Source organism: Streptomyces lusitanus, assembly GCF_042647945.1.
GTDB lineage: Bacteria > Actinomycetota > Actinomycetes > Streptomycetales > Streptomycetaceae > Streptomyces > Streptomyces pseudogriseolus.
This window is the reverse complement of sequence record NZ_JBHRWL010000008.1, coordinates 22,048-36,014: the sequence shown is the minus strand read 5'-3', so window position 1 is coordinate 36,014 and position 13,967 is coordinate 22,048. Positions and strand designations below refer to the sequence as shown.

16 protein-coding genes are annotated in these 13,967 nt (G+C 71.1%); 14 read left to right on the top strand and 2 right to left on the bottom strand.

The features are described 5' to 3' along the window. Positions 1-132: 132 nt before the first annotated feature. A complete protein-coding gene (locus ACFOSY_RS15515) occupies positions 133-924 on the bottom strand; it encodes a GntR family transcriptional regulator (RefSeq protein WP_103543089.1) in 792 nt (263 codons plus the stop codon). Between the two features lie 401 nt (positions 925-1,325). Here ACFOSY_RS15515 and ACFOSY_RS15510 point away from each other — a divergent pair, with 401 nt between their 5' ends. From ACFOSY_RS15510 to ACFOSY_RS15460, 11 genes are all read left to right on the top strand, one after another. Beyond that, entirely contained in the window at positions 1,326-1,934 is a 609-nt protein-coding gene (locus ACFOSY_RS15510) for a hypothetical protein (RefSeq protein ID WP_394307398.1), read from the top strand. A 171-nt stretch (positions 1,935-2,105) separates the two neighbouring features. Then, positions 2,106-2,273: a hypothetical protein gene (locus ACFOSY_RS15505; RefSeq protein ID WP_258039706.1), complete on the top strand. Its 168-nt coding sequence runs from the start codon at positions 2,106-2,108 to the stop codon at positions 2,271-2,273. Positions 2,274-2,546: 273 nt separating this feature from the next. Beyond that, a complete protein-coding gene (locus ACFOSY_RS15500) occupies positions 2,547-2,858 on the top strand; it encodes a WhiB family transcriptional regulator (protein WP_103543095.1) in 312 nt (103 codons plus the stop codon). Positions 2,859-2,969: 111 nt separating this feature from the next. Beyond that, positions 2,970-3,329, top strand: a complete 360-nt coding sequence (locus ACFOSY_RS15495) for a hypothetical protein (RefSeq protein ID WP_258039707.1) — start codon at positions 2,970-2,972, stop codon at positions 3,327-3,329. Between the two features lie 240 nt (positions 3,330-3,569). Next, positions 3,570-5,294 (top strand): DUF2637 domain-containing protein, encoded by a 1,725-nt coding sequence (locus ACFOSY_RS15490; RefSeq protein WP_394307397.1) that lies wholly within the window; start codon positions 3,570-3,572, stop codon positions 5,292-5,294. Between the two features lie 115 nt (positions 5,295-5,409). Further along, positions 5,410-5,886, top strand: a complete 477-nt coding sequence (locus ACFOSY_RS15485; RefSeq protein ID WP_394307396.1) for a hypothetical protein — start codon at positions 5,410-5,412, stop codon at positions 5,884-5,886. Beyond that, positions 5,883-6,191: a hypothetical protein gene (locus ACFOSY_RS15480; RefSeq protein WP_254585065.1), complete on the top strand. Its 309-nt coding sequence runs from the start codon at positions 5,883-5,885 to the stop codon at positions 6,189-6,191. The genes ACFOSY_RS15485 and ACFOSY_RS15480 overlap by 4 nt, the downstream gene beginning before the upstream one ends. A gap of 127 nt (positions 6,192-6,318) precedes the next feature. Next, positions 6,319-8,508 (top strand): ATP/GTP-binding protein, encoded by a 2,190-nt coding sequence (locus ACFOSY_RS15475; protein ID WP_394307395.1) that lies wholly within the window; start codon positions 6,319-6,321, stop codon positions 8,506-8,508. Positions 8,509-8,527: 19 nt separating this feature from the next. Then, positions 8,528-8,947, top strand: a complete 420-nt coding sequence (locus tag ACFOSY_RS15470) for a conjugal transfer protein TraB (RefSeq protein WP_394307394.1) — start codon at positions 8,528-8,530, stop codon at positions 8,945-8,947. 88 nt (positions 8,948-9,035) lie between these two features. Further along, entirely contained in the window at positions 9,036-11,168 is a 2,133-nt protein-coding gene (locus ACFOSY_RS15465; RefSeq protein ID WP_394307393.1) for a chromosome segregation protein ParM, read from the top strand. A 79-nt stretch (positions 11,169-11,247) separates the two neighbouring features. Further along, positions 11,248-11,436 carry a hypothetical protein gene (locus ACFOSY_RS15460; RefSeq protein WP_254585061.1) on the top strand — a complete coding sequence of 63 codons (189 nt, stop codon included), beginning with the start codon at positions 11,248-11,250 and terminating at the stop codon, positions 11,434-11,436. Here ACFOSY_RS15460 and ACFOSY_RS15455 read toward each other — a convergent pair whose 3' ends face one another. After that, the gene (locus ACFOSY_RS15455; RefSeq protein WP_254585060.1) at positions 11,437-11,598 is read right to left on the bottom strand and encodes a hypothetical protein; all 162 of its coding nucleotides are present in this window, start codon (positions 11,596-11,598) and stop codon (positions 11,437-11,439) included. A gap of 151 nt (positions 11,599-11,749) precedes the next feature. Between ACFOSY_RS15455 and ACFOSY_RS15450 the strand changes: the two genes are divergently transcribed. The 3 genes from ACFOSY_RS15450 to ACFOSY_RS15440 all read left to right on the top strand — a co-directional run bounded on the left by ACFOSY_RS15450 (position 11,750) and on the right by ACFOSY_RS15440 (position 13,967). After that, a complete protein-coding gene (locus tag ACFOSY_RS15450) occupies positions 11,750-12,304 on the top strand; it encodes a DUF6197 family protein (RefSeq protein ID WP_394307392.1) in 555 nt (184 codons plus the stop codon). 128 nt (positions 12,305-12,432) lie between these two features. Continuing rightward, the gene (locus ACFOSY_RS15445) at positions 12,433-13,197 is read left to right on the top strand and encodes a hypothetical protein (RefSeq protein WP_394307391.1); all 765 of its coding nucleotides are present in this window, start codon (positions 12,433-12,435) and stop codon (positions 13,195-13,197) included. A 299-nt stretch (positions 13,198-13,496) separates the two neighbouring features. Continuing rightward, positions 13,497-13,967, top strand: coding sequence for an RRQRL motif-containing zinc-binding protein (locus ACFOSY_RS15440; protein WP_394307390.1), 471 nt, complete (start codon positions 13,497-13,499; stop codon positions 13,965-13,967).

Below are 13,967 nucleotides of genomic sequence, written 5' to 3'. Positions count from 1 at the left end.
ATGTATACGCGGATGTTGAAAACGCGTGAATGGCGGTGCGTACGAGCTTCGACAAGTCCTTGTGATGGTTCGCCCTGTCCGACCCGGGTGTGATGGCCCTCACCAGATCAGCAAGCAGGACGTGAGGTGCAGTCAGTGGTCGTCGTCGCCGTCCCCGTCCTCATCAGCGAGTCGAGCGCTTGCGTGGCGTCGGATGGAGTAGCCGATCTCGAACTCTTCGGCGCTCATCCTGGTGTCGTTCAGCTCGACGACGCCGCCGTTGGGGGAGGTCGTGACCCGCACGACGCGCAGGAGTGGGACGCCAACGTCGGCCGGGAGATCCAGGGCCTCCGCCTCTTCGGGCGAGGGCATGCGGGCGGAGACGCCTTCACTCCAGCGGAGCGGGCGGTGGCCCATCTCCTCCAAGCGGTCGTAGATGCCCCCCGGCCCGGTGTCGGCTTCCGCCAGTCGAGTTCCTCGAGCGAGGTCGGCCGGGAGGTAGCTGGTGGCCAACTGCTTCGGCTTCCTGGTTTCGGGGTCACCCATCACGCGGTCGCGAACGAGGACTTCGGATCCGGTGGCCAGTCCCATAAGGGCAGCGAGATCGACCGGCACGACACCCCATCGCACGGTGGGGGGCTCCAGAGCCACCCACGGTTGGGCAGTCGGGTCGAAGTAGTAGCCGATCTCGTCGCGGAACACTTGACGGGATCGGGTGATGCGCCGCTTCTCGGGGCGCTCTCGCACGATGGTCCCTCTGCGGCGCACCGCGACGACGAGTCCCTCTTGCTCCAGGAGCGAGATGGCGCTTCGCACGGTCTGGTAGCCGGCGCCGTACTGGGCTTGGAGTTCGGTGAGCATGGGCAGCTTGTCGCCCGGCAGGTATCGCCCCTCGCTGATCTGCTGTCGCAGGTCAGCTGCGATGTCGCGATACGAGACGGGCATCGGAGCCACCTTTCAGAGTGCTGCGCGGATCTGATTCTAGGGCTAGCTCTATCAGTCTGCGATGTGCGAGCACAAGCGATCGACACGAATAGAGCTATCGCTATTGACTCGGGGGCGCGCCATGGTCTCTACTAGGCGATAGCGATAGCCCTAACGCTTCGTTGAGCAGGGGCTACGCCCCAAGCACTACCGCAGTAGTCGTCCGCCCTCCGGGGCGGCCGGGGTTGAGAGCACCACCGAACTCCCCCGGAGCCTGACGGCCGCGACGAACTGTGTGCACGTCGCAGCGCTGTGCGCTGTCTGTCCTGCGGGACGCCGGCCTCGTGCCGTGCGGCCCGGAGGGCGGAGAGAGCATCGCGACCCGCGTCCCCGCCACTCTGTTCTGTCCGTGAGGAGTTCAGATGTCTGCTTCAACCCTTGAGCGCACCGCTCGTCCCCGCCGCAGCCGGACCCGCTCCCGCACCGTCAACGCCCGCCCGGCGCTGGCTCTCTCCACCCTCCGGCCCCACCAGTACGACCTGCGTCCCGCCTGCGCGTCGCTGGTCTGCCCCGACTGCGGGACGTGGGTGCCGATCACCGGCCTTCAGACCAAGAAGCCCAAGGTCGTGCCGCACGACACCGGCCGCGCGGGCAAGGACGCGGCCGTCCGGTGCCGTCTGGGCAGCAACCGCCTCCTCCTCGTCGACGTCACGGTCCGGAAGTGGGAGGAGCACCTGACGGACGGCAACTCGGAGACCGTGCACCGCCGCCGGACCACCGTGCGGCGCAAGCCCAAGGTCGCGGTCGCCCCGGCCGTCAGCCAGATCGCCGCGCAGAAGCAGACGCCGGCGGGCGACGAGCCCGGCGACGGCCGGCCTCTGTGGCGGCTGCGTAAGGAGCAGTGGGCGGCTACCGAGTCCGCGGTTCGCGACGCCGACACCCGCCGCGCGCAGCTGCCCGCCGGTGCCGCGCCGCTGGGAGCGCCGCCGGTTCCGCTCACGACGCTGCACCCCGAGCGCCGCGCGAGCTGACCCGCTCCGGACGAACGACCACGGCCCCGGCCACCCGCAGAGGGGCGGCCGGGGCCGTGGCTGCTCGTACAAGCAGTCAGCTCCCCAAGTGGGGAGTGATCGCGACAGCCCTTGGGATTGCGGCCCGGGAGCTGTCCAGGACCTGACTCGGAGGACCTGATGCAGCACAGCATGACACGCACCGCGGCGCAGCCGCAGGCCGGGATCATCGACGACATCGAGCGCGAAGACGACTCCAAGGGCTACGAGCCCCACGAGGACGCCGCCCGCGTCGACGTCGCCCTGGTCCTCGTTCTCAACACCGCCCCGGCGTCGACCGGCTGGGAGGTGGCGGCGTGATCACCAGCCTCACCGACGCCGAACGCGAGGAACTGTCGCGGAAGAACGCGGAGCAGAACCGCCGGTCGGAGAACAACCGCCGCTGACCGCCCGCACACCCAAGCAGCGCCGCCCCCGGCCCTGCCCGTCGTCCCCGCGCCTTCCCGGCCGGGGCCGGCGGAGAGCGCCGGGAGCTCCCGCCCGCTCCGGCCGTCAGGCCGCCACAACACGCAACAGCCCCGGGGCGGCCACCCCGGGGCTGACTTCTTGCTCTGGACCTTCTGGGAGGCCCTGATGAATCGCGACTCCATCGTACGCACCAGCTACGCCCCCGACGCCGACCTGCCCGTCAACACCAACTGGCGCGAGGACGGCGCCTGCACGCGGGAGGACCCCGAGCTGTTCTTCCCCATCGGCAACACCGGCCCGGCGCTCCTGCAGATTGAGGAGGCCAAGTCGGTGTGCCGCAGGTGCCCTGTGCTGGAGCGCTGCGCCTCCTGGGCGCTGGAGATGGGCGAGGCCCACGGCGTGTGGGGCGGCATGAGCGAGGACGACCGCCGCCGCATCAAGCGCCGGGCCGCCCGCAACCGCACCAAGGCTGCCTGATCCGGTCTGGCGGCTGCCTGATCCGCCCGTCCCGGCCGCTGCACCACGGCGGCCGGGACGGGCGGTGACGGGGAGCCGGATAGCCCGGACCGACAGCCGAGGGAGGCCCTCATGGCCACGACGATGACCCCGCTCCAGCCCGGCACGGAAGCCGCCGCCCAGGCGTGCGCCTTCGCGATCTTCGGCAGCGACATCCCGCCGATCGACCCCGACGACTACGACGGCAGCTGGCGCACCACCCTCCACGTCATCGCGGAGGAGTGGGTGGGCGAGGGCCGTGTCGAGCGGCACGCCGCCCGCACCGCGACCGCCATCAACGACCTGCTGAACACCCAGCGGCTGTTCGGCGAGGGATCGCCCGAGGCGCGCGCCGCCGGTACCGCGCTCAAGCCGCTGATCGACAAGTGCCGGATCTACGGCATCACCACCGACGACCTCCGCCGCCACGGCGCGCAGCTCCACACGAGCTGACTTCGCGCCCGCCCGGCGGGAGCCGATCCCAGTTTCGCGCCCGCCCTGCGCCGCTTCGCGAGTACGGCCGCCCGCCCCCCGGGCCGCCGGCCTTTTCGTGCGCGCGGAGCGGGTAGAGCCGGTGTCCGGTTCGCAAGCAACCATCCGCACAACCGACTGCTTCGGGAACGCCTCACCGCGTTTCGGGAGCAGCCCCCGCCGTTTCGCGCACACCCTGAACGACCCCCTCCGGAGGCCCCCATGACGATCACCGACTGGCCGCGCACCGCGGCTGAACCCGACCCCGACTCGGCTTCACCGGCCGCCGTTTCGGGAACGCCCACGCCGGTTTCGCAGACGCCCGGCACCGTTTCGGAGACGACGGCGTTCGTTTCGGAGACGGAAAGCGGAACCGGAACGAAGCCCTCCCCGGCGAAGCTGACCGGCACCCAGAAGTGGACGGCCGGAGCGATCGTCGCTGCCGCGCTCGCCCTCGCGGGCATCGGCCTGTATCTGTCCTTCGAACACGTCGCGGCCTTCGCTTTCGAGGAGCTGCGCTTCGGCTCGCTGGACAAGGGCAAACTCTTCGCCGTTGGCGTCGACGTCGGCATCATGGTGATGATCGCCGTTGACCTGCTGATGGCCTGGCTCAAGCGCCCCATCAGCTGGATCCGCTACCCGGTGTGGCTGCTGACCGCCGCGACGGTCGTCCTCAACGCCGCGTCCGGCGCCCCGAAGGACCGGGCGTGGGAACTGCTGGACTACGTCGCCGCCGGCGCCCACGGCGTCGTACCGGTCCTCTTCATCATGGTGGTGGAGCTGGGCCGCACCTCCATCGATCGCGTTGTCCGCCCTGACCAGGGAGAACGGGACTCCATCCCGTGGCTGCGGTGGGTCCTCGCCCCGGTCGCAACCGCCCGGATCTTCCGCCGGATGCGGCTGTGGGGCGTCACCTCCTATCCGGAGATGATCCGCCGCGACCAGCAGCTCATCGCCTACGAGCAGTGGCTCAAGCGCAAGTACAAGGGCGACATCTCCAAGGCATCCGAGGACGAGCTGCTGCCGATGAAGATGGCCCCCTACGGCTACACCGTCGACCAGGCCCTGGCCATGCCCGACGAGCAGGAACAGGCAGCCCAGGAGCGCGCGGAGGAAGCCGAGCGCCGCCGCCTGGACGCGGAGACGCGCAGCGAGGTCGCCAAGGCGGAGTCCGAGGCGGAGCGGTTGCGCGCCAAGGGCAAGGTGGCGATGGTCCAGGCGGAGGTCGACGGCCAGACCGGCCAGGCCCGCGCGCACGCCCGAGCCCAGGTCAGCGCCGCAGAGCGGGCCGCCGCCCTGGAGCAGGAGGCGCTGGACCAAGCCCTCATCGCCGAAGCCCGCGCCCGCGAGGCGGAGGCGGAGCGCAAGGAGGCCCAGGAGCGCGAGGCCAAGGCCGAAGCGGACCTCCGCGCAGCCGAGCTGGAGCGCCAGGCAGCCGAGAAGCGGAAGGAAGCGGCGGAGGCCGACCGGGTCGCCGCGGCGGAGGCACAGGCCATCGAGACCCAGGCCATCGCCGAAGCCCGCCAGGCCGCTGCCGAAGCGAACCGGCGTGCTGCCGAAACGGAGAGGGCCGCCGCCGAAACGCGGCGGGTCGCTGCCGAAGCCGACCGCAAGAAGGCGGAGGAGGAACGCCTCGCAAAGGTCGCTCTCGCTGATGCCGCGCGTGCCGAAAAGGAAGCTGCCGAAGCCGAGCGGGCTGCTGCCGAAACGCGGCGGGTCGCTGCCGAAATCGAGCGGCGCGCGGTCGAAGCCGAGGACGTTGCGAAGCTCAAGCCGCGCGAGCGGGCGGTCCGCCGGGTCGCCCGGATGATCCTCGCGGCCGGCGGCGACGCCGACCGGCTGCCGCTGGCCGACATCCAGCACGAGCTGGCGGTCACCTCTCCCGGCACCGCCTCGGAGTACCGCCAGGAGGCAGCCGAGCTGCTCGCCGGCGGCTACCGCCCCTGATCCACCGTCCGGCACACACCAGTGAGGGCCAGCCCACGGCCATTGGGCTGGCCCCCGCTGCGACTGCCGGAAGCAGTCGACAGCCCCACCAGTACACCAGGAGGGAATCCCCGCCGTGAACAGCAACAACGACCCGAACTACTCCCCTCTGCGTGACGTCGCGCAGAGCCCGGAGGCAACTGCCCGGTACCTGGCCGACGTTCAGCGGGTCCTGCTGGACATCGGCAAGAACCTGGAGACCCTCGCGCACGAGACCCGCGTGCACCTGCGCGACACGCACGTGGAGGGCGACCGCTGGTACCACGCCAGGCTGCGCGCGATGCCCGTCGAAAAGGCCCTCGGGAACGTGCTCAAGAACCTGAACAACCTAACCGAGGGCCTGGAAAAGAGCGCCTACAAGCGCCGCGCCCACGACGAGGCCGTAGTGAATACGGCCAAGACCAGGAAGGAAAAGGAGCTGGAAAGGCAGCGGAAGAAGAACCCGCAGCAGCTCCAGGCCGCACCGAATCCGCCGCAGCAGGGTGCACAGAGTCAAAGTCTCGGCTATGGTGGTCCCACGTCGATCTACGACATGGGTCGGGAGTCGGCGTGAATCGCCCCCTCAGCAGCGCCGAACGCTCCGCACAGCGGCGCCAGAACTGGCTGAAGGAAGAGGCGAAGAAAGCCCGCGAATCTCGCGGCGAGGCAGGGCAGATGGAATTCTGGCTCCGCCTGGCACGATCCCGAATGGCCAAGGACGTCAAATCTGGTCGAGGCGACGTCTACTCCGGATTCGCGCTGATCTGCCGCCTGTTCATCACGGCGCTGGACCAGCGCGTGGAGGGCAACGGACGGATCTGGAACGACCTGCTGCAGTACGCCGAGCAGGTCGTGGCGAAGCACCCCCCGCGTGACTGAACGTCACCAGCGAAGGCCCCGCCGGGCTCCGGCGGGGCCTCGCGCGCGTAAAGCGTGCACACGTGCACGTGCACGCGCGTGCACACAAGACCCCACGCTCTGTCAAGTCCAAGGAGGGAGGCGCACCGTGTCCGATGAGGACGGCACCGGGACCTTGGTCCAAGGTCCCTGGAGCGGTGATTCCACGTACGTGCCACCGCCGATCCCGGATTACGGCGATACCATTCCGCCGCCGGAAGACATTCCCCCGGCACCCCCGGAATCGCCGGAAGAGACGACAATGGAACTGCCGACCATTCCGGCTGCCCCGGACCCGTCGACGGCCCTGCGCGCCGAAGGAATTACGGCACCGGAAAACGACGAAGAAGGCGGCGAATACGAGGAAGGGGAATACGAACAGCCTCGTTCTCTCGCTGACCGTCTCGGTGACTGGCTGGAATTCCGGCTGGAAAGGGCGCGGGCGCTCCATGAGAGCGAAGCGCCTTTCCGTGAGGCCGAAATAGCGCGGAAGGCTGCGCTGCTGGAGGGCCGCACCGCGCAGGAAGTCGCGATGATGGAGCAGAACGGAAGGCTCCACGCCGCGATGATGAAAGCGAAGGGCGACAAGGCGGCGGCGCGTGGGAAAGCGGATGCCGACCGCGCGAAGTCGTCCGCTTCCGGCCTGGGGTCGGACAAGGGCCGTTCGAAGCCCGGCGGCGGGGGCGGGTCCTCGCGCGGCGGTGGCGGCAGCGGGCCGTCCCGCACCAACTCGAGCCCGGGGGCGAGCCGGCCCGGGGCGTCGCGCGGCTCCAACTCCGGGAGCCTCAGCGGTCGTTCCGCCTCTGGATCGACCGGGGGCGGCGGAGGCGGCAAGAGCGGCACGAAGGGCCCTGACCGGCCCTCTGGCAGCCGTACACCCAGTTCGGGGCGCAACGGGTCATCCGGGAGCTCGAAAGGCTCTCAGACGGGCTCTGGCGGCTCCGGCCGTGGCGGCGGCTCCAAGGGCGACGGCGGCGGCCGGGGCCAGAACGGTCCGGCGTCCAACACCCGTGCCGAGCGGGCCCGCGGCCGCCAGGAGCGCGCCGGGCTCCGGCAGACCGGACGGCAGGAGCGGCGCAGCGCCGGGCACGCCGCCGGCATCGCCGACCGGAGCAAGGACCGCGACCAGGCCCGCGCCAACCGGCAGCAGGCGTGGGAGGACCGCCGGGCCAAGAAGGCGGAGCGGGAGGCGGCGCGGAAGGCGAAGCGAGAAGCCGCGGCGTCGGCCTCGCCGGGCCGCACCACGTTGGGCCAGGCCGTCGCGGAGGAAGCCCAGCGGCGTTTCGACAAGCGCCGCGCCGACGCGAAAGACGCCAAGGACGCGGAGGCGGGCACGGAGAAGGTCAGCCTGACCAAGGACAAGGACGCCAAAGGCAAGGGCAAGGGCACCGACGGTAAGGGCGAGAAGGCCGCCAAGGACGGCCCTGACGGGGCCTTCAGCGCGACAAAAGACGCCAGGTCGTCCGATGAGCCGGGCAAGGTATCAGAGGCCGGTGACGAACCGTCTGACGGCTCGAAGAAGCGGCGCCGATTCCGGCGTCGCCGCACCGGTGCGACGGGACCGGCCGGATGGCGTGGACGCGCCCGCCGCACCGGCCGCACCGGTCGTACGGGCCGGACCGGTCGGCGCGGCCGTCCGGCGGACAGCCCGTTCGGCGAGGAGGACTCCACCCCGACGGTGGAGTGGCCCGAGCACGACACCCGCCCGCCCAAGCCTGCCGCGAAGGGCGAGGACGACATCGTCGACGCGGACATCGTCCCCGATCAGCCCGTTGCCGTGTCGACAGGCGTCAAGGGCTTGCCGCCCGCGCCGGAGAAGCACACCGCACGGCCCGGCACCAGCCGACCCACCAGCACGGAAGGGAGCAGCGTGAGCAGCTCGGAGGTCAGCAGGCCGTCCGGCGGGGGCGCCTTGGGCGCCCAGCACCGGACGGACATCACGTTCGACCAGTACCTGATGGAGATGGCAAAGATCGCCATCAAGGCCGCCTCCGACCAGGAGCGCGCCGAAGCCCTGATGGAGGCCCTCGCCAAGGTCGCCGACGCCCTGCGGGAGATGTCCGCCGACCTGGTCGGCGACCACAACATCGACACTGCGGTGACCGACCTGATCACGGACCTGGCCGATGCCGCGACCACCATGAAGGCGCAGGCCGAACGGTGCGCGGAGCAGTGCGGCATCGCCAAGGAGGCCGCCAAACTCGCCGCCCGGATGGTCGCCCGGATCTACGGCGAGGACATGGCCGCCAAGGAAGACGCCGGCCTCAAGCACGCGTCGGCCGCCGCCCACCACGACTGAGCACGAAAGGAACCCCGCTTTGAGCAGCGACCTCGCACCCCGCACCACCAGCACAGCGCCCGCCGTGGCCGACGACGACAACCGGTACAAAGCAGTCCAGGCCAAGCTGGACAAGCTCGGCAAGGCCCTGGACGACGCCACCCTCGATCTCCTCGCGCTGTGGCGCAGCATGCACGAAAACGCCAAACACACCGACGGCGTCGCCACCGACATCGAGAACGCCGACCTGGACCCGAAGTTCGTCGGCCTCACCGCCAACGTGGCCACCGCCCTGGACGGCGCCGCCCGGGAGGTGAGGAAGCTCTCCGACACCGCCCAGGAGACCGTCGACCTCACCCACGAGACCCGGCGCACCCACGCCACGTTGTACGGCGCGCTGGACGACATCCGCTCGGGCCGGCGCGAGAAGACGCCCAGGCCGGGCTTCTTCGACCGCTGACCCCGCTCCCCTACCCACCTCCCCCCGCCACGGGCGGTCCCGCAGCTATCGCGGGGCCGCCCGTGGCCGTTTCCCGAAGGAGAAGCCGGTGACCACGCCGCGCAGTGTCGCGCTTGAGCGCCTCGCCTACACCCTTGCCGCGCCCGTGCTGGCCGTGGCCCCGAACCTCTACCCCGACAGTCCCGTCAGCTCCGTCGTGCAAGTGGCCGGTGCCGCCGGGATCGGCGGGATCTTCCTGGCCGCCAAGAGCGATGAGACCGGTGCCGGACGCAAGATCCTGCGCTGGACCCCGCTGGTCCTGGCCGCCGCCGTCGATGTCGCCGCCGGGAACACAGGCGGCTTCGGCCCGTACGGGCTGGACGGGCTGCTCGCCGCCGGATGGGCGGCGGCCGGCTCCTTCGTGCTGCCGTTCTCCCGGCACACCCGCCGCCGTCACCGCCCCGCGCTCGCCGCCCCGGCCCCGCAGCCGGCGCCCGCTCAGGCCGTGGAGCCGACCGTGGCGCAGCCGGAGGACGGAGCCGACCAGCTCACCCGCGAGGCGCGGATGCTGTGGGAGCGCGCCGGGATGCCCGCCCGCACCCACGTCGTCAAGGCCACCCGGCACACCGCCATGCGGCACGACCTCACCCTGCTGCTGCGTGCCTCGGAGACCGGGCGGCCGATCACCGGCCTCTCCCCCGAGATCGTCGGAGCCGCATTCGGCGTGTCCGCGGCCGACGTCACCCTCAAGGACGTCGCCATCCAGCCCGGCCGCCAGGGCGGACCCGGCTGGATGGAAGCCCTCATCACCCCGGAGGCCAACGCCCGGCGGCGCACCAAGCCGACCGACCAGGAGCGCTGGATCGACCGGGTCGCCGGCCCCAAAGGCGGTGCCCCCGGCTCCGAGCTGGTCCACACCACCCGCGACGACGAGCGGGGGGTGACCTTCTACCGGGCGAAGATGACCGACTCCACCGAGTCGCCACGCGTCGACCTGCCCAAGGTCTGCCGCGCGCTCGGGCTGCCCGAGGACGACTCCTGCGTGTTCGTCCTCATCGACGGCTCGGAGTTCCTGATCAGCGCGTTCGACACCCCGCCACTGTCCGCGAGCTTCCCCGCCACCCGCGAGCTGCTCACCCCCGATGCCAAGGGCATGTACGTGTGCGGGTTCACCATCACCGGCCAGCCGGTCAAGACCATGGTGTACCAGCACGACAAGAACGCCGCGGCCCACGGCCTCATCCTCGGGGTGTCCCGCTCTGGGAAGACGCAGTTCTTCGCGATCAACATGGCCGCCCAGTCCCTGGACGGTCAGGTGGTGTGGCTGTCCACCGTCCGCAAGGACGAGAAGACCACCGTGCTCGGGAAGTACATCGACCGGCAGGGCTCAAACGCCCTGTGGATGGCCCGCTCACTGCGGGCGGCGAAGGCGCTGTGCGAGATCAGGGCGGAGATGCCCTGGCCGCACGACGGTCAGCCGCACGACTACAAGCCGGGCGACCCGCGCTGCCCCTACCGGCAGCTGAACGTGTACGGGGACGAGTTCATGACCGCCGCCCAGGACGCGGACTTCGGCGAGTTCATCCAGAAGGACGGCGAGGACCTCACCGTCACCGGGCTGAAGTACGGCGTGGGCTTCTACCCGGCGGGCCAGTCGCCGTTCGCGCACAACGGGTTCTCCACGGAGATGAAGGACAACCTGCGGCAGAACAGCCGCCCGGTCATCTTCAACATGGGTTCGCCCGGCGCCACCCGCAAGGCGGCGGAGGGCACCATGGAGAACGCCTACGACGTGCCAACCATCCCGGCCCGCTACTCCCGCAGCGAAGGCTCCGCGATCGAGCGGGCCATGCGCGGCGAGGCCGACCCGGAGAACGGCGTCTCCACCGGCGGCGTCGCGGTCATCGTCCTCGACAACGGCCGCGCCGTGCTCATGCGGACGCTGTACGCCGACTTCGACACCGACCTGTCCAACTTGTTCCCCGACGAGGTCAACCGGCTCACCGACTACGAGATCAGCGAGCTGGAGAAGCGCGGCCTGTGGTTCGACTGGAACGAGCCTGTGCGGCCCGGCGAGTTCTGGCCCGAGCCCGACGAGGACGACGAGGGCGAGGGCCGCTCCCGTCGGCGCGGCGGCAAGGGCGGCAGCGGGCGCGGCTCCAAGGGCGGCAGCCGCCGCTCCGAGCAGGTCGCCTCTCCCCGCCAGGCGCTGGAGGCCATCAAGAGCCTCACCGACGCCTGATCACACCCTCATCCCCGGGGCCGGCCTGCCCGAGCGCCGCGCCGGCCCACCCGACCCCTTGTGAAGGAGCACCACCACCGTGGCCCTGTCCATCTCTGCCGCCGTGCTGCTGGGCATCATCGTCGTCGTCCTGGTCAAGGGCGGCTACGTCCGCGTCGGCTCCGCGCTGGCCTGCACCCTGTTCGGGTTCACCCTCGCCGCGACCGGCCTGGCCCCGACCATCAACAGCGGCCTCACCTCGCTCGCCGGACTGCTCTCCAGCCTCTGACTACGCCTCCGTCCACGGCGGGTCCGGGGTGTAGTTGAGCCCCTCGCAGTTCCAGCAGTCCCACTCAGAGGGGAGTTCCCACTTGTCGACCCAGAAGCCGACCTGCTTGCCCACCAAGTAGTTGTCCTCGCCGCACCACCCGCACTCGAAGACGAACTCCACCCCAGCCCCTTCCCCGCACCTGATGGTCCGAGGATGCCCGGGGCGCGGGTGCGGTGACACCTGTACGCCCAAACCCCCGCTACACAACGTCGAAGGGCGCCGCCGGACACCAACCGGCGGCGCCCTTCGACGCCCCCTGCCTGGAGCCCCGATGTCCCATGCCTCGCTCTCCCCCGCCGTAGACCACCCCACCCCGACCACTACCCAGGCCGCTGCGCCGCCAGCAGAACTGTCCCTCGAGGAACGCCTCGCTCTGGTGAACGCGGCGATGACCGCGCGTCTGGACGAAGCGGCCGTCGCCTACGAGGTCAACACCGCGCACATCCCCACCGAGCCCGTGGACCTGGCCGACGTCGTCACCGTCCCGTTGACCCCGACGCTCCAGCCGCCACCGGCCTCCTACCCGACCCCGGTCGCCGCCCTTCTGCAGCGAGCCCACCACCGGCTGCTCACCGGCGGCTGGTGCTCCGGCGCCCTGGTCGACGAGGACGGCGCCCGCTGCATGCTCGGAGCCATCCGAGCCGAGGCCCGCGGCGACAGAGGCCTGGAAGCCAGCGCTGCCTCCCTGCTCCTGGACGCGATCCGCCGCGAGTTCGGCGACGACGTGGACTCCGTGCCGTCCTTCAACGACGCCCACGGATCGGCCCGCGTTCCACTCCGCATGGTCGACCAGGCCGCCATCCTCGCCGACGCCCGCGGCCTGTAACCGCTCCGGGTCCCCTGCCTCGCGCCCGAACCCCGCCTGCCCGGGGGCCCGGACGCGGGGGGCAGGCCACCCGGCCGGACACCCACCAAGCGCACCACCGACATCCCAGCCGAAGGAGCGAGGGCACCATGTCCCACAACGACAGGCAGATGAACGGCCAGCACCGCCCGAACAGCATCCTCGACCAGTTCGAACTGCCGCCGGCCAAGAAGAGCAAGCAGCGCCTGGCGTGGCTGCGCACCGCGTGGCGGGAGTCCTGGAAGGAGGGCGGCTTCCTCCACCAGCGGTGGGAGGAGATCGGCCAGGCCCGGCATGCCAGCTGGCACGAGGTCGCCATCTGGATCAAAACGGCCGCGCTGTTCGGCGGACTCAGCCTCATCGTGCTGATGCTGAACGCCGCCGGCGACATCGCCTCCGCCACCCTCAAGGGCCTGTCCGACGTCCCGGCCACCAGCGCCAGCGACGGCAGCGGCCTGTGGGGCACGGTCGACCACCCCGTCCGCGTGTTCCTCGCCGACCAGGCCGCGCACCTGTCCGTCGCCCCCGCCGCCCTGTATGCGTTCTGGCAGCTGACCGGGCTGCTCGGGCTGGTCGGCGGGTTCTTCGGTAACGCAGGCGCCCGCATCGCCTGGCTGCTGTTCGGGATCGGCAGCCTCGCCATGATCTGGTCCACCGCCCCGGCCGGAGGCCGCGCCGCCGCCACCGGGCTCGCCGCCCTCATGTGGGCACTGGCCAGCATCTTCGCCCTGCGCGGCCTGACCCTGCGGCCCATCGTCCACAACCACCCGCCGCAGTACCAGTTCAACCCCGCGCTCCACCTGCATGCCACCATCCCCGCCCCCACTCCGGCGGGTGACGACCACGGCGACAACATCCACCCGCTCCAGCGCTGACCGGCGCGGTCGTGGGCCGCCGCATCTTCCGCACCGCCCGCTGACCTGACGTCCTGCCTGGCCCTCGCCCGCCCCGCTCTGGGGCCGGGCGAGGACCGGACAGGCCGCCCGGCCGTACGTGGCGCCCCGCCGACACCAGCACGACGTCGGCGGGGCGCAGCGCTGTCCACCGACCCGTTGGAGGAACCGCTCGTGCTCATTCCCCGCCCGCGCCGCCGGATCGGCCGGCCCCGCCCGCAGCGTCCCGGCCCCCGCTACCCGCACCGCCCCGAGCAGCTGCCCGGCGCCTGGAGGGCGTGATGGTGTGCGTCGACGAGGCCGACCTGGTCGATGTCGACCTGTACGACGACGGCAGCTTCCCGGACTTCGGCTTCAGGCAGGCCCCCGGCGCCGTGGCAGTGCTCGACGCGCTGCGGGGAGCTGGCCCCACACCGATGACCGGTCTCGCCACCCGCCGCCAGTTACGGGCGATGGGCCTGAGCCCTGGTGGCCAGGAGCCCGTTGCCCGGCTCATCTGGCGCAAGGGCGGGCGCTGGGCGTGGCTGTACCGCGTCGACCTCGCCAAGCCGAAGCGGAAACCGACTCTGGCCCAGGAGGTCGCGCTCGACAAGGCCATGGCAGCTCGCCAGACGTGTCCGCTGTGCAAGCGCCGGTACTTCGCGTGCCTGCCTCTCAAAACCCTCGGCAGCTGCCTCGAATGCCACGACGGAACGCCAGCGGACCCCAGCAGCTACATCGTGCCCCCGGCCGCGCACCAGCTGGCCGCCTGA

Bases quoted from the DNA above. Each gene is read 5' to 3' on its own strand.
- ACFOSY_RS15495 (WP_258039707.1), top strand. From the start codon at position 2,970: ATGGCCACGACGATGACCCCGCTCCAGCCCGGCACGGAAGCCGCCGCC.
- ACFOSY_RS15505 (WP_258039706.1), top strand. From the start codon at position 2,106: ATGACACGCACCGCGGCGCAGCCGCAGGCCGGGATCATCGACGACATC.
- ACFOSY_RS15510 (WP_394307398.1), top strand. From the start codon at position 1,326: ATGTCTGCTTCAACCCTTGAGCGCACCGCTCGTCCCCGCCGCAGCCGG.
- ACFOSY_RS15515 (WP_103543089.1), bottom strand. From the start codon at position 924: ATGCCCGTCTCGTATCGCGACATCGCAGCTGACCTGCGACAGCAGATC.
- ACFOSY_RS15500 (WP_103543095.1), top strand. From the start codon at position 2,547: ATGAATCGCGACTCCATCGTACGCACCAGCTACGCCCCCGACGCCGAC.
- ACFOSY_RS15440 (WP_394307390.1), top strand. From the start codon at position 13,497: ATGGTGTGCGTCGACGAGGCCGACCTGGTCGATGTCGACCTGTACGAC.
- ACFOSY_RS15450 (WP_394307392.1), top strand. From the start codon at position 11,750: ATGTCCCATGCCTCGCTCTCCCCCGCCGTAGACCACCCCACCCCGACC.
- ACFOSY_RS15490 (WP_394307397.1), top strand. From the start codon at position 3,570: ATGACGATCACCGACTGGCCGCGCACCGCGGCTGAACCCGACCCCGAC.
- ACFOSY_RS15445 (WP_394307391.1), top strand. From the start codon at position 12,433: ATGTCCCACAACGACAGGCAGATGAACGGCCAGCACCGCCCGAACAGC.